The following is a 17,063-nucleotide window of genomic DNA, read 5'->3' on the forward strand; positions in this document are numbered from 1 at the left end:
AAAGGAGAGAACGATGTTTGATTTACTCCTGCGCCATGCGCGTCTGGTCGATGACACGCTGACTAATATTGCCCTGCAAGATGGCAAAATCGCGGCGTTGGGTGACGTTGATGGCCCGGCGGTGAAAACCATTGACCTGCGCGGCGAGTGTTACGTTAGTGCGGGTTGGATTGATTCGCACGTTCACTGCTACCCGACATCGCCGATTTACCACGACGAACCAGACAGCGTGGGTATTGCCACTGGCGTTACCACAGTGGTGGATGCCGGCAGCACTGGCGCAGATGATATTGATGATTTCTATGCTCTGACGCGTCAGGCGACCACCGACGTTTATGCGCTGCTGAATGTTTCACGCGTTGGGCTTATTGCCCAAAACGAGCTGGCTAACATGGCCAATATTGACGCCGATGCGGTCCGGCAGGCGGTAAAACGCCATCCGGATTTTATCGTCGGCCTCAAGGCGCGGATGAGCAGCAGCGTGGTAGGCGTTAACGGCATCACGCCGCTGGAACGCGCTAAAGCCATGCAGCAAGAAAACGGCAACCTGCCGCTGATGGTACATATTGGAAATAACCCGCCGGATCTGGACGAAATCGCGGAGCGTCTGACGGCGGGCGATATCATTACCCACTGTTACAACGGTAAGCCGAACCGTATTCTGACGCCCGAAGGCGAGCTGCGCGCCTCGGTGACACGAGCGCTGGCGCGCGGCGTGCGTCTGGACGTTGGACATGGTACCGCCAGTCTGAGCTTTGCGGTGGCGAAACGCGCCATTAGCCTGGGGATTTTACCGCATACCATCAGTTCCGATATCTACTGCCGTAACCGCATCAATGGCCCGGTGCATTCGCTGGCTAATGTGATGTCGAAATTCCTCGCCATCGGCATGTCGCTGCCGCAGGTCATTGCTTGCGTGACGGCCAATGCCGCCGATAGCCTGAATCTGAAAACCAAAGGTCGTCTTCAGCCTGGTCTGGATGCCGACCTGACCCTCTTTACGCTTAAACGCCAGCCTGCCGTGTTGGTAGACGCGGAAAACGACAGCTTACAGGCTGAAGAATTGCTGACGCCGCTTGCCGCGATACGCGCAGGCAAGGGCTATATGACCGAACAAGGGAGCGCGGAACATGCCTTCGATTTTTGAGAAGTATCAATTAAAACAGGTGATTAATGCCTCCGGACGTATGACGGCGCTCGGCGTCTCTACGCCGCGCCCGGAAGTGATAGACGCGGCGATGGCCGGAATGAATCAGTATTTCGAGATGAAAGATCTGATGAATAAAACTGGCGAGTACATTGCGAAATTGCTGGAGGTGGAAGGGGCGACGGTAGTCTCCTGCGCCAGTGCGGGCCTTGCCCAGTCGGTTGCCGCGGTACTGGTGCAGGACAGCGACTGGCTGCTGGAAAACCTGCACGTTACACCGATTGAAAATAACGAAATCGTCCTGCCAAAGGGCCACAACGTCAACTTTGGCGCGCCGGTGGGAACGATGGTGGCGCTGGGCGGCGGCAAACTGGTGGAAGCCGGTTACGCCAACGAATGTTCCGCCGCGCAGTTGGCGGCGGCCATTACGCCGCGCACGGCGGCTATTCTCTATATCAAATCTCACCACTGCGTACAGAAAAGTATGCTTAGTGTGGAGCAGGCTGCGGTAGTGGCACGCACGCATAATCTCCCGCTGATTGTGGACGCGGCGGCGGAAGAAGATTTGCAGTGCTACTACCGCGTGGGCGCAGATCTCGTTATCTATAGCGGCGCGAAAGCGATTGAAGGGCCGACCAGCGGGCTGGTGATTGGTAAAACGCAGTATGTTGAGTGGGTAAAACGTCAGTCAGCGGGCATAGGCCGGGCGATGAAGGTCGGCAAAGAGGGAATTGTTGGCCTGACCTGCGCCATTGAATTGTACCTGCGGGCGCAAAAAGAGAGCGGCGCGGAGATGGTAGAAAAAATGGCGCCCTTTATCGACACGTTGAACACGTTTAACGGCGTCAGCGCCCGTGTGGTGTGGGACAGCGCCGGACGCGACATCGCGCGCACGGAAATTAAGTTTGATGAAGCCGTTACCGGCATCGCCACAGGCGAACTGGTCGACGCGCTGAAGCAAGGGGAATACGCGATTTACTTTCGCGGATACAAAGCCAACGAAGGGATTATTGAAGCGGATGTCCGCAGCGTCGATCGCGCGCAGTTAGCGATTGTGGCGCGTCGTATTGGTGAGGTGATTAATCAGGAGAAACAAGCATGAAACTGACCCCTAACTTTTACCGCGATCGCGTTTGCCTGAACGTACTGGCCGGTTCGAAAGATAACGCCCGGGAAATCTACGCGGCGGCGGAAGGTCATGTGCTGGTTGGCGTGCTCTCCAAAAACTATCCGGATGTGGCAAGCGCAGTCGCAGATATGCGTGAATATGCGGCGCTTATCGATAATGCGCTCTCCGTCGGACTGGGGGCAGGCGATCCTAACCAGTCGTCGATGGTGAGCGAAATCTCGCGTCAGGTACAGCCGCAGCATGTCAACCAGGTGTTTACCGGCGTAGGGACCAGCCGGGCGCTGCTGGGGCAAAATGAGACGGTGGTGAACGGTCTTGTCTCGCCGACCGGCACGCCGGGGCTGGTGAAAATTTCCACCGGCCCGCTAAGCAGCCGCGCGCCGGACGGCATCGTACCCATAGAAACGGCGATTGCGCTACTCAAAGACATGGGCGGCAGCTCTGTTAAATACTTTCCGATGGGAGGACTCACCTGTCGCGACGAGTATAAAGCGGTAGCTGAGGCCTGCGCCCGCCATGATTTCTGGCTGGAACCGACGGGCGGTATCGATCTGGAAAACTTCGCCGAGATTCTGCACATCGCCCTTGATGCAGGTGTAAGCAAAATCATTCCTCACATTTATAGTTCGATTATTGATAAGGTGAGCGGCAACACCCGTGCGGACGATGTGCGTCAGTTACTCGCTATCGTCCGGTCGCGTGTCGGCTAATCATGAGGAGAGAGACGTGCGATTCCCCAACCAACGTTTAGCGCAGCTATTTTCGATGCTGCAAAACGAGACGCTGCCGCAGGATGAGCTGGCGCAGCGGTTGTCGGTCTCCACGCGTACCGTTCGGGCGGATATCGCCGCGCTGAACATGTTGCTGACGCCGCATGGTGCGCAATTTACTCTCAGCCGCGGCAACGGGTATCAGCTCAAAATTGATGATCCGGCACGTTATCAATCCCTGCAAACGCAGCAATCTCCCACGCTGGCGCGCGGTCCGCGCACCAGCCAGGAGCGGATACACTACTTGCTGGCGCGTTTTTTAACCTCCGCCTTCTCGCTGAAGCTGGAGGATTTGGCAGATGAATGGTTTGTCAGCCGTGCGACGCTGCAGAACGACATGGCGGACGTACGCGAGCATTTGCTGCGTTATCATCTGACGCTGGAAACGCGTCCGCGTCATGGCATGAAATTGTTTGGCGGAGAGATGGCGATTCGCGCCTGTCTGACCGACCTTTTATGGACGCTGGCGCAGCAGGAGCCCTCCCATCCGTTAATTGTTAGTACCACGCTGAACACCGAGGTGTCTCAACGGCTGCAGTCTCTTTTGCCGGATATTTTCTCTCATTGTCAAATCCGCCTGACCGATGAGGGCGAGCTGTTTCTGCGTTTGTACTGCGCGGTGGCGGTACGGCGTATTCGCGAGGGGTATCCGTTATCGGAATGCGTGGCAGAGGAGGTCGATGAAAAAGTGCGCCATGCGGCGCATGAGATTGCGGAGCTACTACAACAGCTGGCCGACAAGCCGCTGTCGGAGCCGGAAGTAAGCTGGCTGAAGGTGCATATTGCCGCCCGCCAGGTACAGGAGATTGCCCCCAGCGCCATTAATGCCGATGATGAAGAGGCGCTGGTGCGCTATATCCTCGATTTTATTAATACCCAGTACAACTATAACCTGTTGAATGATAAACAGCTTCACGCGGACTTGCTGACCCACATCAAAACGATGATCACCCGCGTGCGCTACCAGATCATGATCCCCAACCCACTACTGGAAAATATTAAGCAGCACTATCCGATGGCATGGGATATGACGTTGGCGGCGATATCGAGTTGGGGAAAATACACGCCGTATACCATTAGCGAAAACGAAATCGGTTTTCTGGTGCTGCATATTGGCGTTGGGCTGGAACGTAGTTACAACATTGGCTACCAGCGGCAGCCGCAGGTACTGCTGGTGTGTGATGCTGGTAATGCGATGGTGCGGATGATTGAAGCGGTACTGGCGCGGAAATACCCGCAGATTGAGATAGCCCGCACTTTGACGCTACGCGACTATGAGGCGCGGGACAGTATTGTGGAGGATTTTGTGATTTCCACGGCGCGGATCGGTGAAAAAGATAAACCGGTCATCATGATCGCGCCCTTTCCTACCGACTATCAATTGGAGCAGATCGGTAAGCTGGTGCTGGTAGACAGAACCCGCCCGTGGATGCTGGATAAATATTTCGATGCCTCGCATTTTCGCATCGTGGAAGGGGAAATAGATCAACATACGCTGTTTAAAACGCTGTGCGATCAGTTGCATGAGGAAGGCTTTGTTGATGCGGCGTTTCTCGATTCGGTTATTGAACGTGAAGCTATCGTCAGTACGTTATTAGGCGACGGGATTGCCTTGCCACACGCGCTGGGGCTGCTGGCGAAGAAAACGGTGGTTTATACGGTGCTCGCGCCGCAGGGGATTGCCTGGGGTGATGAAACGGCGCACGTTATTTTTTTACTCGCCATCAGCAAAAGTGAATATGAAGAGGCGATGGCCATCTACGATATTTTCGTCACTTTCCTGCGCGAACGCGCCATGACGCGCCTCTGCGCATGTCAGAATTTTACGCAATTTAAAACGGTCGCGATGGAGTGCGTGAGTCGTTTTTGAGAGGCGTTATCCAGAATTCGATGTAATGCGAATGTAATGCTAAACTGCATTACACATTCGATTTTACTGGAGGCATAATGGCCACGCTGAACGTCCGTCTGGATGACAAACTCAAAAATGAGGCTTATGCCGTGCTGGAAAAACTGAACATTACTCCAACGGAAGCCGTGCGATTACTGTTCCAGTACGTCGCGGAAACGGGGCGCATGCCAGTGAAAACCGTCACTCTTAGCGACAGTGAAGATGCATTGATTCAGACAGTTCGGGAGAGGCTGTCTAGTCCGCAAAAGGGAATCAAGGTTAGTCTGGATGACTTATGAACTGGAATTCGACCCGAGGGCCTTAAAAGAGTGGCATAAGCTGGGCGATACGGTGAAGGCTCAGCTTAAGAAAAAGTTGGCTGATGTGCTATTGAACCCCAGAATCGACTCTGCCCGTTTAAACGGTCTTCCTGACTGCTATAAAATTAAGCTTAAATCGTCCGGTTATCGTCTGGTGTACCAGGTTCGGGATGAAGTTGTGATTGTGTTTGTTGTCGCGGTCGGTAAGCGAGAACATTCAGCCGTCTATCACGATGCAAACAAACGGCTTTAGCGATCAACGCAAATGATGCACTACCTGGTTGCTGCTACCGCGCCAGATAAGCGCCGGGTCTTTCAGATCCTGCACAAATTTGCCATCGACCAGCACGTTGATGAGATCGACCACCTGCATCTGTGCGGCGTTGAGTTCATCGAGCTTGTAGCCGGTCCACACCCAGATATCTTTCCCCGGGCACTCCGCGTGGATACGTTGTACCAGTGTCAGAATATCCGGTACGTTTTGCGGATGCAGCGGATCGCCGCCCGACAGCGAGATCCCCTGACGGTGAATGCGCGTGTCGTTCAGATCGGCAATGATCTTATCTTCCATCTCTTTGGTAAACGGCTGGCCGGAGTTCAGCCGCCAGGTGCTTTTGTTATAGCAGCCAGGGCATTCATGCACGCACCCTGACACAAACAGGGTGCAGCGGGTGCCGGGGCCGTTAACGATGTCTACGGGGTAGTATTGGTGAAAGTTCATGTTTCCTCGTTGCATTTGGCGCTGTAGCGGCGTTGGCCGCTCTCACTTACCCAGGTCACTTACTTATGTAAGCTCCCTGGGATTCGTTCGTTTGCCGCCTTGCTACAACACCAACTGCTTAGAGGAAACTCATGAAATTGGAACTATAGCCAGCGGTTGTAGGCCGGATAAGGTGTTTACACCGCCATCCGGCATTTACGCATTGCAAACGGAGAATTAACCTATCTGCCCATTGCCTAAATGCTTCACGCGGCGCTTCACTTCTTCCTGCTTGCCGGCGTTAAACGGACGCGCGTCCGGGCTGCCTAAATAACCGCACACGCGGCGGGTGACCGAGACGCGCGCGGCGTCGTGGTTGCCGCATTTCGGGCAGGTGAAACCTTTACTGGTACATTCGAACTCGCCGGTAAAGCCGCACTCGTAGCATTCATCGATCGGCGTGTTGGTGCCGTAATACGGTACATGCTGATAGCTGTAATCCCAGACATCTTCCAGCGCCTTCAGGTTGTGCTGAATGTTCGGGTATTCGCCGTAGCAAATGAAACCCCCGTTCGCCAGCGGCGGATACGGTGCTTCGAAATCGATTTTGTCGTACGGGTTGACCTTCTTCTCCACGTCGAGGTGGAAGCTGTTGGTGTAGTAACCTTTATCGGTTACGCCCGGCACCACGCCGAACTCGGCGGTATCCAGACGGCAGAAGCGGTCACAGAGGTTTTCACTTGGCGTGCTGTACAGACTAAAGCCGTAGCCGGTCTCTTCTTTCCACTGATCCACGGCCTGGCGCAGACGCTCCACAATCGCGATGCCTTTAGCGCGAAGTTGCTCGCTGTCGTACAGGTGCTCGCCGCCGAACAGCGCATTAATGGTTTCATGGATACCAATGTAGCCCAGAGAGATGGACGCACGACCATTTTTAAAGATTTCAGACACGTCGTCGTCCGCTTTCAGCCGCACGCCGCAGGCGCCTTCCATATACAGGATAGGCGCGACACGGGCTTTCACGCCTTCAAGGCGGGCGATACGGGTCATCAGCGCCTTCCGCGCCAGCGCCAGACGTTCATCCAGCAGTTTCCAGAATGCGGTTTCGTCGCCTTTTGCTTCCAGCGCGATGCGCGGCAGGTTAAGGCTAATCACGCCCAGGTTGTTACGCCCGTCGTGGATCTGCTCGCCGTTTTCGTTCTCCCACACGCCGAGGAAGCTGCGGCAGCCCATTGGCGTTTTGAACGAACCGGTGACTTTGACTACCTGATCGTAGTTGAGGATGTCCGGATACATGCGCTTGCTCGCGCACTCCAGCGCCAGTTGTTTAATGTCGTAGTTCGGATCGCCAAACTTGTGGTTCAAACCGTCGCGGATAGCGAAGACCAGTTTCGGGAACACGGCGGTTTTGCGATTTTTACCCAGACCGGCGATACGGTTACGCAAAATAGACGCCTGGATCAGACGCGACTCCCAACTGGTGCCGAGGCCAAAACCAAAGGTCACGAAAGGCGTCTGGCCGTTAGCGGTGTGCAGCGTGTTAACTTCGTACTCCAGCGACTGGAAGGCGTCGTAGCACTCTTTTTCGGTGCGAGAACGCGCATACCCTTCGGCATCCGGGATCTGCCACTCATCGGCGGTTTTGCGGTGCTTGTTGTAGCTTTCGGTGACAAACGGCGCCAGCACTTCGTCGATACGGTTAATGGTGGTGCCGCCATAAATATGGCTGGCGACCTGCGCGATAATCTGCGCGGTAACGGCAGTGGCGGTAGAGATAGATTTTGGCGGTTCGATCTCGGCGTTACCCATCTTAAAGCCCTGGGTCAACATGCCTTTCAGGTCGATCAGCATACAGTTGAACATCGGGAAGAACGGCGAATAGTCGAGATCGTGATAGTGGATATCGCCGCGCTCATGCGCTTGTACTACGTCACGCGGCAACAGGTGCTGGCGGGCATAGTGTTTGGCGACAATCCCGGCCAGCAAATCGCGCTGGGTGGGAATGACTTTACTGTCTTTGTTGGCGTTTTCATTGAGCAACGCGGAGTTAGTTTGCTCTACCAGGCCGCGAATTTCCTGGTTCAGACGACCACGCTTTTCACGCTGAATGTCGCGATCGTGACGGTATTCGATGTAGGCGCGGGCAAGCTGTTTGTACGGGCCGGACATCAGTTGGTTTTCAACCGCAGTTTGGATCTCGTTAATATCCACCTGACTGCGTGCGTTCATTTGGCTGCTAACGACTTCTGCGACGGTGGCACAGTAATCTGCGTCATCGACTCCCGCTGCTTTAGCTGCACGTAGAATGGCTTCCTTAATGCGCTCTGATTTGAATGGCACTTTACAGCCATCTCGTTTCATCACATGCGGTGTCATGATCACTCCATATTTGTAAGAACAGGTTATCCACAGAGGCCGGGGAAGCCATAACAGGTTTATTCATCTCTTTTCCAACGACTTCCCGCAATCCTGACCCAGGTTATCCACAATTCACCTTGTGTCGAGTGAACAGGTGTTGTAGCAATTGTAGTCAATTAATACAACATATTGGGTCGGCGTGCATTTTAAAGTCTATATGTAGTGATTTGCATCAAGGATGTTTGCAATTTTATTGATGTAGAACAAGGTAAAAATCAGAGCGTACAGATGGCGGGCGCTGTAGCGTTTGTAAAAGATAGCAAGAAAAATCTGATTAATTATTCAACAAAAACAGTCAGTAACCTGGAGCAACGCCACAGCCCGTGTCAATAGGTTTGTGGCGTTTATCCGTATAAGGACGTCGCGTTAGCGTTGTAACCACCAGATGGCTTCAAATGGGCGGAGCGTCATCGCGGCTGGCTGGCTGGCGACCTCGCCATAATTATGCAGTAGCGCCTGCCACTGTCCTTTGATATGCGGCGGATGCCACTCCTGGCACTGGTCGCTCAGATTGGCGACAACCAGCAGGGCTTGCCCCTGCCACTGGCGGCGATAACACCATACTGATGGGCTATCCGGGAGGAGATCCTGATAATCGCCCCAGATCAGTACAGGCTGGGTTTTACGTAGCGCAATCAGCTTTTGATAGGTGTAAAACACTGAGTTTTCATCGCGTAATGCCGCCGCGACGTTAACCTCCGTATAGTTATCGCACAGGCTTATCCACGGCTCGCCCTGGGTGAAACCGGCGTTTTTACCGTTGTCCCACTGCATCGGCGTGCGGCTGTTGTCGCGGGATTTACTGGCCAGGATAGCCAGTAGTTCGTCGGGGTCGCGTCCGGCGGCGCGTAGCGCGGCAAACATGTTATGGCTTTCCACGTCGCGATAATCGGTGATGCGGGTAAAGTGTGGGTTGGTCATGCCGATTTCTTCGCCCTGATAGATATAAGGCGTCCCTTGCATACCGTGCAGCGCCATCGCCAGCATTTTCGCGGCTGGAACCCGGTATTCACCCTCGTCGCCAAAGCGGGAAACGATGCGCGGCTGATCGTGATTACACCAGAATAACGCGTTCCAGGCGACGTTATGCATCCCCTGTTGCCAGTGGCGGAACAACGCTTTCAGCGCCACATAATCAGGTTTTGCCAGCGTCCACTTTTCGCCATTGGGGTAATCCACCTTCAGATGATGAAAATTGAAGGTCATCGAGAGTTCGTCGCCGCTAAGCGCGGCATATTGCTGGCAGTTTTCCAGCGTGGTAGAGGACATTTCGCCTACCGTCATCAGATTACGCGGCGTAAAAACGTCACGGTTCATTTCGCGTAAAAACGTATGCGCGCGCGGTCCGTCGGTATAAAAGCGGCGTCCGTCGCCCGTCGGATCGTCAGGAAAATCCTGATCTTTGGCGATCAGGTTCACCACGTCCAGACGCAGGCCATCCACGCCGCGATCGACCCAGAATTCGCAGACCTTTTTCAGCTCGGCGCGCACGGCGGGGTTTTCCCAGTTCAGGTCGGCCTGTTCAGGCGCGAAAAGGTGTAAATAATATTGTTCGCTCTGGCTATGCCAGCGCCAGGCGCTGCCGCCAAATTTGGATTGCCAGTTATTCGGGCAGACATCCGGCGTGCCATCGCGCCAGATATAAAACTGACGGTATGGACTCTCTTTGTTCAGCGCTTCGCGAAACCAGGCGTGCTGGGTAGAAGTATGGTTAAACACCATATCCAGGATGATACGAATACCGCGTGCTTTCGCCTGCGCGACCAGCTCGTCAAAATCATCCAGCGTGCCGTAGGTCGGGTCGATGGCCGTATAATTTGCGACGTCATAACCGTTATCCACCTGCGGCGAGATATAAAACGGCGTGAGCCAGATGGCATCTACGCCGAGTCGCTGTAGATAGTCAAGGTGCTGCGTGACGCCGCGTAAATCGCCGGTGCCGCTGCCGGTCGTGTCCTGAAAACTTTTCGGGTAGATCTGATAAATAACGCCGTTTTGCCACCAGAGGGGAATAGTCATTGTTGTTTCCTGCAAGTGCGTTGGGACGCAACTGCGCCCCGAAGAAGAATTAGACAATTTGTAATGTGCCCTGACGATGCTTACGCTGATAGATAAAGGTGGTCAGAATCACCGGGATAACGATCGCGATAACCATCGCCATGCCGTACACCTGCCAGTAGCGCGGCGGTATAGACAGGATACCCGGCAGGCCGCCCACGCCGATACCGTTGGCGATGACGCCGTTCAGACCGCAGAGCAGTCCCGCCAGACCAGAGCCGATCATCGCGCATAGCATCGGAAAACGATACTTCAGGTTGATACCGTACATCGCCGGTTCGGTTACCCCAAGGTAAGCGGAAATGGCGGCAGGAACGGAGATCTCGCGTTCATTGTGTTTACGGCTGGAGATGATGATGCCCACCACGGCGGAGGCCTGCGCGATATTCGACAGCGCAATCAGCGGCCAGACTGGCGTACCGCCCATGCTCTGGATCATCTGCATATCGATAGCGAGCGTTGTCTGGTGGACGCCGGTAATGACCAGCGGGGCATACAGGAAGCCGAACAGCGCCGCGCCTATCGGGGCGAAACTGCCGGTCATCAGATAACGTACCGCAAAGGCCACGCCGTCGCCGATCATACGACCAAAGGGGCCGATAAAGGTGTGGGCGAGAAAGACGGCCAGTATCAACGAACAAACCGGGACGACGACCAGGTAGAGATAATCCGGCACGATGCGTTTCAACCGCGTTTCAATAAACCCAAGCGCCAGCCCTGCCAGTAGCGCCGGGATAACCTGCGCCTGGTAGCCCACTTTCTCAATGCTAAATAAGCCGAAGTTCCAGACGTCCGGCGTTTGCTGGCCCAGCAGATACGCATTCATCAACTGCGGCGACACCAGCGTCACGCCGAGCACGATACCAAGAATCGGCGTGCCGCCCATTTTTTTCACCGCCGACCAGCAGATCCCCACCGGCAAATAGAAAAAGATCGCTTCGCCGATCAACCATAAAAAATCATAAAGCGTTTTTAGCGCCGGATGCATCTGCGCCAGCGTTTGGCCGTTGCTCATCGGCACATCGCCGATCACGTTACGAAAGCCTAAGATCAAACCGCCGCTGATCAACGCCGGTAGTAGCGGAAAGAAGATCTCCGCAAAGTGGGAAATTAACTGCTCATGCCACTTCATGTTCTGGCGAGCGGCTTTTTTGGCCTGCTCTTTATCGGCATACGCTTTGCCGGTGGTCTCCAGCAGCGCGTTATAGTAATCGCCGACTTCGGTGCCGATCACCACCTGAAACTGCCCGGCGTTGGTGAAACAGCCTTTAACCATCGGTAATTGTTCGATCTCTTTTGGCCTGGCGTTCGCGGGCTGGTGGAGCACAAAGCGCAGGCGAGTAATGCAGTGGCTCACCGTGGCGATGTTGTCGCGCCCGCCGACCAGGTCAACCAGCCGGTCGATATCGGCTTGTTTTACTTTGCTCATCGTAAAGCCTCATGGCAGAGGAGGTATGTTATGGGTTGGCGCAAGAGTATCTCTTCAACGTTGATTTAAAAATGGGAACGTTCCCGAAACGCAGCGACGATCACAAATTACTCGTGGTATTCCGTTTAATCAGTCACTCAGGCGAGGGTAGAAGGAATGACGATCCGGCGCGGATCGCAGCGGCCATTGATCTGTTCGATCAGTTGCGAAGCCGCCTGTCGTCCGGCTTCAGCATAGCCAGGATCGACAGTGACGATCTCCGGGTGCAGGAATTTTATCAGCGGCGTGTTCCCGACGCTTGCCAGTTGTAGCGTCTCAATACGTTGCTCCTGTAAATACTTGCTGGCGCCCAACGCCAGCGTATCGGTGGCGCAGACTAACGCGGTGGTATCCGGCATGATGACACTTGCCGTATGCTCATAGCCCTGCTTCATGGCAAGACCGGGCAGGGCGGCGACGGGATGAAGTTTATGTTTTTTGCAAAACGCCAGGTATGCGTCATGCCGACGTTTGCCGGTGGTAATATCGCTATGGGGAACGCCCAGAAAACTAATGTTGCGGTGTCCCTGCTCATACAGCCGCTGCATAAGGATATGAATCGCGCCCTCGTCGTCGTAACAGACGGAGGCAAAACCTTGCGCATCTCTTGCCAGCAGCACCAGCGAGGCTTTCCAGGGGGCGATCAGCTCTTCTGTGATGCCGGTAAAGCCAAACAGCACCACGCCATCAATGTTACGTCGTCTGAGCATGCCCAGATGTTCCATTACCAGCGTCGGCGAGAACTGACTTTCCATCATAATAGGGTCGTAGCCCTGTTCATAAAACGCAGGCAGCATGGTCTGAACCGCGAGGTTTTCAGACAACGAATCAAGGCGAGTGACGATAATAGCGACCACTTTATCGCTTTGTCCCCGCATCGCGCGGGCAGAGCGGGACGGAGAGAAACCGTGTTGATTCATCACCGCTTCGACACGCTCGCGGGTACGTTCGCTTACGCCGCTTTCATTGTTAAGCACGCGGGAAACGGTTGATTTCCCTACGCCGCTCAGGCGGGCGATGTCTTTGATAGTGAGCCGGTTTTGCATCCTGTTTTCCCGTGGCGTGACGCTGATGGTGATAAAAAGAGTAACTTTACTCAAGCGAAGGGCAATGGGCAAAGTCTGGTTTATCGTTGGTTTAATTACGTAACGGTATGATACCGCCATAATTGCCACAAAACTTATGGATTTATGCGTATAATCCGCGGCGCAAATTATTTACTTACCGGAGGCGACATGGACCCTGAACCCACCCCTCTCCCGCGATGGAGAATTTTCCTTTTCCGGTAAGCCTGCCTCTGCTGTCTTACCGGTGTGTAAGACAGTGACACAATAACGTCCCTGTTTTTATTTAAACATTGCTCATCGGGCAAGGCTTTGCCGCGCCTGAAGAATTTTCTGCGCCTGACTTCGGCGCGGAGGGATTACCTATGCTAAAAACCATTACCCGCCAGCTTTTTGCCCGGCTTAATCGCCATTTGCCTTATCGTCTGGTTCACCGCGATCCGCTGCCCGGCGCGCAGACCGCGGTAAATGCGACTATCCCGCCTTCGCTGAGCGAGCGCTGTCTGAAAGTCGCGGCAATGGAGCAGGAGACGCTCTGGCGCGTTTTTGATACGCACCCGGAGGGATTAAACGCCGCCGAGGTGACGCGCGCGCGTGAAAAGCATGGAGAAAACCGCCTTCCGGCACAGAAACCCTCGCCGTGGTGGGGGCATCTGTGGGTATGTTATCGCAATCCTTTCAACATCTTACTCACGATTCTTGGCGGCATTTCTTATGCCACGGAGGATCTGTTTGCCGCAGGCGTTATCGCCCTGATGGTCGGTATCTCAACGCTGCTGAATTTTGTGCAGGAAGCGCGCTCGACAAAAGCGGCGGACGCGCTAAAAGCGATGGTGAGCAATACCGCTACCGTACTGCGGGTTATTAATGAAAATGGCGAAAACGCCTGGCTGGAGTTACCCATCGATCAACTGGTGCCCGGCGATATTATTAAGCTGGCGGCGGGGGATATGATCCCGGCGGATTTACGGATTATCCAGGCGCGCGATCTGTTTGTCGCCCAGGCGTCGCTGACCGGCGAATCTCTGCCGGTCGAGAAAGTCGCCGCGACGCGTGAGCCCCGGCAAAATAACCCGCTTGAGTGCGACACGCTGTGCTTTATGGGGACGAACGTCGTGAGCGGAACGGCGCAGGCCGTGGTGATGGCGACCGGCGCCGGCACCTGGTTTGGTCAATTGGCGGGGCGCGTGTCGGAACAAGATAACGAGCAGAACGCTTTCCAGAAAGGAATTAGCCGCGTCAGTATGTTGCTGATCCGCTTTATGCTGGTCATGGCGCCGGTAGTACTGATTATTAATGGTTACACGAAAGGTGACTGGTGGGAAGCGGCGTTATTTGCGCTTTCGGTCGCGGTAGGACTCACCCCAGAAATGTTGCCGATGATCGTCACCTCCACCCTCGCGCGCGGGGCGGTGAAGCTTTCGAAACAGAAAGTTATCGTGAAGCACCTTGATGCGATTCAGAACTTCGGCGCGATGGATATTCTGTGCACTGATAAAACCGGCACTCTGACGCAGGATAAAATTGTGCTGGAGAATCACACGGATATTTCTGGTAAGCCCAGCGAGCATGTACTGCATTGCGCCTGGCTGAACAGCCATTATCAGACCGGTCTAAAAAATTTACTGGATACGGCGGTCCTGGAGGGAGTAGACGAAACCGCCGCGCGTCAGCTCTCCGGACGCTGGCAGAAAATCGATGAGATCCCGTTTGATTTTGAGCGTCGCCGGATGTCGGTGGTGGTGGCCGAAGATTCGAGCGTGCATCAACTGGTCTGCAAAGGCGCGTTACAGGAGATCCTGAACGTGTGTACTCAGGTGCGCCACAACGGCGATATTGTGCCGCTGGACGACAATATGCTGCGCCGGGTGAAACGCGTTACCGACACGCTGAACCGTCAGGGGCTACGCGTGGTCGCCGTCGCGACCAAATACCTGCCTGCGCGTGAGGGCGATTACCAGCGTATCGATGAATCTGACCTGATCCTGGAAGGGTATATCGCTTTTCTCGATCCGCCGAAAGAGACCACCGCGCCGGCGCTGAAAGCGCTGAAGGCGAGCGGAATTACGGTGAAAATTCTCACCGGCGACAGCGAGCTGGTAGCGGCGAAAGTTTGCCATGAAGTTGGGCTGGATGCGGGCGATGTCGTTATTGGCAGTGATATTGAAGGGTTAAGCGACGACGCGCTGGCGGCGCTGGCCGCTCGTACGACGTTGTTTGCGCGTCTGACGCCGATGCATAAAGAGCGCATCGTCACTTTACTCAAACGCGAGGGGCATGTGGTCGGTTTTATGGGCGACGGGATTAACGATGCCCCGGCGCTGCGGGCGGCGGATATTGGTATCTCGGTAGATGGCGCGGTGGACATCGCCCGTGAAGCGGCCGATATTATCCTGCTGGAAAAGAGCCTGATGGTGCTGGAAGAAGGCGTCATTGAAGGTCGTCGTACTTTTTCTAATATGTTGAAATATATCAAGATGACGGCCAGCTCAAATTTCGGTAACGTGTTTAGCGTGCTGGTAGCGAGCGCCTTTTTGCCGTTCCTGCCAATGCTGCCGCTGCACTTGCTGATTCAAAACCTGCTGTACGATGTATCCCAGGTGGCGATTCCGTTTGATAATGTCGATGAAGAACAAATTCAAAAGCCGCAGCGCTGGAATCCGGCGGATTTGGGGCGCTTTATGGTCTTTTTCGGTCCGATCAGCTCGATTTTCGACATTTTGACCTTTTGCCTGATGTGGTGGGTATTTCATGCGAATACGCCAGAAACGCAAACTTTGTTCCAGTCCGGCTGGTTTGTGGTGGGATTATTGTCGCAAACGCTGATTGTGCATATGATCCGTACCCGCCGTCTGCCGTTTATTCAAAGTCGCGCCGCCTGGCCGCTGATGGCGATGACATTGTTGGTGATGGTCGTGGGAGTTTCGTTGCCGTTTTCGCCGCTGGCGTCTTACCTGCAATTGCAGGCGCTGCCGTTAAGCTATTTCCCGTGGCTGATTGCCATTCTGGCGGGCTATATGACGTTAACCCAGTTGGTGAAAGGGTTTTACAGCCGACGTTATGGCTGGCAGTAAGCGTCGAAGTATTGTGCATTATCGGCCTGGATGGCATACCAGGCCGAATAAGCGATAGCGCCATCCGGCCACTATCTATAAACGAGCGTTAGCGACGAACAGCGATCGCTTCAATCTCAATTTTCACGTCTTTCGGCAGACGGGCAACTTCCACGCAGGAACGCGTCGGGAAGGTGGCGTTGTGCTCGGTGAAGAAGGCTTCGTAGGTGGCGTTGACGGTCGCGAAATCGTTCAGGTCTTTCACGAAGACGGTCGTTTTCACAATGTCGCCTACTTTCAGGCCAGCGGCTTCCACAATAGCTTTAACGTTTTCCAGCGACTGACGTGCCTGAGCGGATACATCTTCCGCTACGGCACCGGTTTTCGGATCGACCGGAATCTGACCGGAAGTGATTACCATGCTACCCAGGTCAACGCCCTGTACGTATGGGCCGATTGCTGCTGGTGCATTTTCCGTCGCAATAGTTTTGCTCATGATTTCTCCTGAATTACAGCGGTAATAGAATGTCCCCGCTCATTATAGGGAGCCGGGATCTCATAACCAACCCCCATTAGTTGGCCAGCACCACATTATGCGAAAACTCTTTTTCACAGTATTTGCATTTGAGGGCGATATCATTGGCGCGTTTTTTCACTGCAAAGCTGGAGGATACCGGTTCCGCGTGGCTGATGCAGTTGCTGTTCGGGCAAACCAGCACATTATTAATACGCTCCGGCAGGCTGGGACGTGATTTCCCGACTACGTCGTAGTTGTCGATGCGGTTAACGGTGGCCTGCGGCGCGTACAGAGCAAGTTGGTTAACCTGCTCATCGGTGAGGAAGGTGTTTTCTATTTTGATTAAGTCTTTACGCCCCATCTCGCCAGACGGGAGATTCAGACCGATAGTGATTCGCTGATCGGTCTCGGTCAATTTAAACAGACTCAGCAGTTTAAAGCCTACCTGCGCAGGGATATGGTCAATCACGGTGCCGCATTTAATGGCTTCAACCTGCAGTTTGTTATCGTGTGTCATCGCTTTTCTCC

General features: G+C 54.4%; 15 protein-coding genes. 8 read left to right on the top strand and 7 right to left on the bottom strand.

Going from position 1 to position 17,063, the window contains the following annotated elements:
• Nucleotides 1-13: 13 nt before the first annotated feature.
• The 6 genes from ACLD4F_RS16255 to ACLD4F_RS16280 all read left to right on the top strand — a co-directional run bounded on the left by ACLD4F_RS16255 (nucleotide 14) and on the right by ACLD4F_RS16280 (nucleotide 5,510).
• The gene (locus ACLD4F_RS16255; protein ID WP_080108444.1) at nucleotides 14-1,147 is read left to right on the top strand and encodes an amidohydrolase/deacetylase family metallohydrolase; all 1,134 of its coding nucleotides are present in this window, start codon (nucleotides 14-16) and stop codon (nucleotides 1,145-1,147) included.
• Nucleotides 1,131-2,249, top strand: a complete 1,119-nt coding sequence (locus tag ACLD4F_RS16260) for a DgaE family pyridoxal phosphate-dependent ammonia lyase (RefSeq protein ID WP_094965147.1) — start codon at nucleotides 1,131-1,133, stop codon at nucleotides 2,247-2,249. Before ACLD4F_RS16255 ends, ACLD4F_RS16260 begins: the two co-directional genes overlap by 17 nt.
• Nucleotides 2,246-2,986 (top strand): 2-dehydro-3-deoxy-phosphogluconate aldolase, encoded by a 741-nt coding sequence (gene dagF, locus ACLD4F_RS16265; RefSeq protein ID WP_411010932.1) that lies wholly within the window; start codon nucleotides 2,246-2,248, stop codon nucleotides 2,984-2,986. The genes ACLD4F_RS16260 and dagF overlap by 4 nt, the downstream gene beginning before the upstream one ends.
• A gap of 16 nt (nucleotides 2,987-3,002) precedes the next feature.
• Complete coding sequence (locus ACLD4F_RS16270; protein WP_411010933.1) at nucleotides 3,003-4,916, top strand: BglG family transcription antiterminator; 1,914 nt, start codon at nucleotides 3,003-3,005, stop codon at nucleotides 4,914-4,916.
• A gap of 77 nt (nucleotides 4,917-4,993) precedes the next feature.
• Complete coding sequence (locus ACLD4F_RS16275; RefSeq protein WP_000212724.1) at nucleotides 4,994-5,236, top strand: type II toxin-antitoxin system RelB/DinJ family antitoxin; 243 nt, start codon at nucleotides 4,994-4,996, stop codon at nucleotides 5,234-5,236.
• Nucleotides 5,226-5,510: a type II toxin-antitoxin system RelE family toxin gene (locus ACLD4F_RS16280; protein WP_000220581.1), complete on the top strand. Its 285-nt coding sequence runs from the start codon at nucleotides 5,226-5,228 to the stop codon at nucleotides 5,508-5,510. The genes ACLD4F_RS16275 and ACLD4F_RS16280 overlap by 11 nt, the downstream gene beginning before the upstream one ends.
• A 3-nt stretch (nucleotides 5,511-5,513) precedes the next feature.
• Here ACLD4F_RS16280 and nrdG read toward each other — a convergent pair whose 3' ends face one another.
• From nrdG to treR, 5 genes are all read right to left on the bottom strand, one after another.
• Nucleotides 5,514-5,978, bottom strand: a complete 465-nt coding sequence (gene nrdG / locus ACLD4F_RS16285) for an anaerobic ribonucleoside-triphosphate reductase-activating protein (RefSeq protein WP_001009178.1) — start codon at nucleotides 5,976-5,978, stop codon at nucleotides 5,514-5,516.
• A 216-nt stretch (nucleotides 5,979-6,194) separates the two neighbouring features.
• Nucleotides 6,195-8,333 carry an anaerobic ribonucleoside-triphosphate reductase gene (nrdD, locus tag ACLD4F_RS16290; protein ID WP_000187821.1) on the bottom strand — a complete coding sequence of 713 codons (2,139 nt, stop codon included), beginning with the start codon at nucleotides 8,331-8,333 and terminating at the stop codon, nucleotides 6,195-6,197.
• A gap of 408 nt (nucleotides 8,334-8,741) precedes the next feature.
• A complete protein-coding gene (treC, locus tag ACLD4F_RS16295; protein ID WP_411010934.1) occupies nucleotides 8,742-10,394 on the bottom strand; it encodes an alpha,alpha-phosphotrehalase in 1,653 nt (550 codons plus the stop codon).
• Between the two features lie 49 nt (nucleotides 10,395-10,443).
• Nucleotides 10,444-11,862 (bottom strand): PTS trehalose transporter subunit IIBC, encoded by a 1,419-nt coding sequence (gene treB / locus ACLD4F_RS16300; protein WP_000048846.1) that lies wholly within the window; start codon nucleotides 11,860-11,862, stop codon nucleotides 10,444-10,446.
• Between the two features lie 137 nt (nucleotides 11,863-11,999).
• A complete protein-coding gene (gene treR, locus ACLD4F_RS16305; protein ID WP_001181297.1) occupies nucleotides 12,000-12,947 on the bottom strand; it encodes a trehalose operon repressor TreR in 948 nt (315 codons plus the stop codon).
• Between the two features lie 189 nt (nucleotides 12,948-13,136).
• Here treR and mgtL point away from each other — a divergent pair, with 189 nt between their 5' ends.
• Both mgtL and mgtA read left to right on the top strand, forming a co-directional pair.
• Nucleotides 13,137-13,190, top strand: coding sequence for a mgtA regulatory leader peptide MgtL (gene mgtL / locus ACLD4F_RS16310; RefSeq protein ID WP_099374030.1), 54 nt, complete (start codon nucleotides 13,137-13,139; stop codon nucleotides 13,188-13,190).
• Nucleotides 13,191-13,330: 140 nt separating this feature from the next.
• A complete protein-coding gene (gene mgtA / locus ACLD4F_RS16315) occupies nucleotides 13,331-16,039 on the top strand; it encodes a magnesium-translocating P-type ATPase (RefSeq protein WP_411010935.1) in 2,709 nt (902 codons plus the stop codon).
• Nucleotides 16,040-16,127: 88 nt separating this feature from the next.
• Here mgtA and ridA read toward each other — a convergent pair whose 3' ends face one another.
• Together ridA and pyrI are read right to left on the bottom strand one after the other, a co-directional pair.
• Nucleotides 16,128-16,514: a 2-iminobutanoate/2-iminopropanoate deaminase gene (gene ridA, locus ACLD4F_RS16320; protein ID WP_411010936.1), complete on the bottom strand. Its 387-nt coding sequence runs from the start codon at nucleotides 16,512-16,514 to the stop codon at nucleotides 16,128-16,130.
• 76 nt (nucleotides 16,515-16,590) lie between these two features.
• Entirely contained in the window at nucleotides 16,591-17,052 is a 462-nt protein-coding gene (gene pyrI, locus ACLD4F_RS16325) for an aspartate carbamoyltransferase regulatory subunit (protein WP_000148566.1), read from the bottom strand.
• Between the last annotated feature and the right edge of the window lie 11 nt (nucleotides 17,053-17,063).

The organism is Salmonella sp. 741265050_HSA (assembly GCF_046569445.1).
GTDB lineage: Bacteria > Pseudomonadota > Gammaproteobacteria > Enterobacterales > Enterobacteriaceae > Salmonella > Salmonella enterica.

What these genes read in the sequence shown, in the direction of transcription:
- dagF (WP_411010932.1), top strand. Translation starts at nt 2,246, where the DNA reads ATGAAACTGACCCCTAACTTTTACCGCGATCGCGTTTGCCTGAACGTA.
- treB (WP_000048846.1), bottom strand. Translation starts at nt 11,862, where the DNA reads ATGAGCAAAGTAAAACAAGCCGATATCGACCGGCTGGTTGACCTGGTC.
- ACLD4F_RS16255 (WP_080108444.1), top strand. Translation starts at nt 14, where the DNA reads ATGTTTGATTTACTCCTGCGCCATGCGCGTCTGGTCGATGACACGCTG.
- nrdD (WP_000187821.1), bottom strand. Translation starts at nt 8,333, where the DNA reads ATGACACCGCATGTGATGAAACGAGATGGCTGTAAAGTGCCATTCAAA.
- nrdG (WP_001009178.1), bottom strand. Translation starts at nt 5,978, where the DNA reads ATGAACTTTCACCAATACTACCCCGTAGACATCGTTAACGGCCCCGGC.
- treC (WP_411010934.1), bottom strand. Translation starts at nt 10,394, where the DNA reads ATGACTATTCCCCTCTGGTGGCAAAACGGCGTTATTTATCAGATCTAC.
- ACLD4F_RS16275 (WP_000212724.1), top strand. Translation starts at nt 4,994, where the DNA reads ATGGCCACGCTGAACGTCCGTCTGGATGACAAACTCAAAAATGAGGCT.
- ridA (WP_411010936.1), bottom strand. Translation starts at nt 16,514, where the DNA reads ATGAGCAAAACTATTGCGACGGAAAATGCACCAGCAGCAATCGGCCCA.
- ACLD4F_RS16280 (WP_000220581.1), top strand. Translation starts at nt 5,226, where the DNA reads ATGACTTATGAACTGGAATTCGACCCGAGGGCCTTAAAAGAGTGGCAT.
- treR (WP_001181297.1), bottom strand. Translation starts at nt 12,947, where the DNA reads ATGCAAAACCGGCTCACTATCAAAGACATCGCCCGCCTGAGCGGCGTA.
- mgtA (WP_411010935.1), top strand. Translation starts at nt 13,331, where the DNA reads ATGCTAAAAACCATTACCCGCCAGCTTTTTGCCCGGCTTAATCGCCAT.
- pyrI (WP_000148566.1), bottom strand. Translation starts at nt 17,052, where the DNA reads ATGACACACGATAACAAACTGCAGGTTGAAGCCATTAAATGCGGCACC.
- ACLD4F_RS16260 (WP_094965147.1), top strand. Translation starts at nt 1,131, where the DNA reads ATGCCTTCGATTTTTGAGAAGTATCAATTAAAACAGGTGATTAATGCC.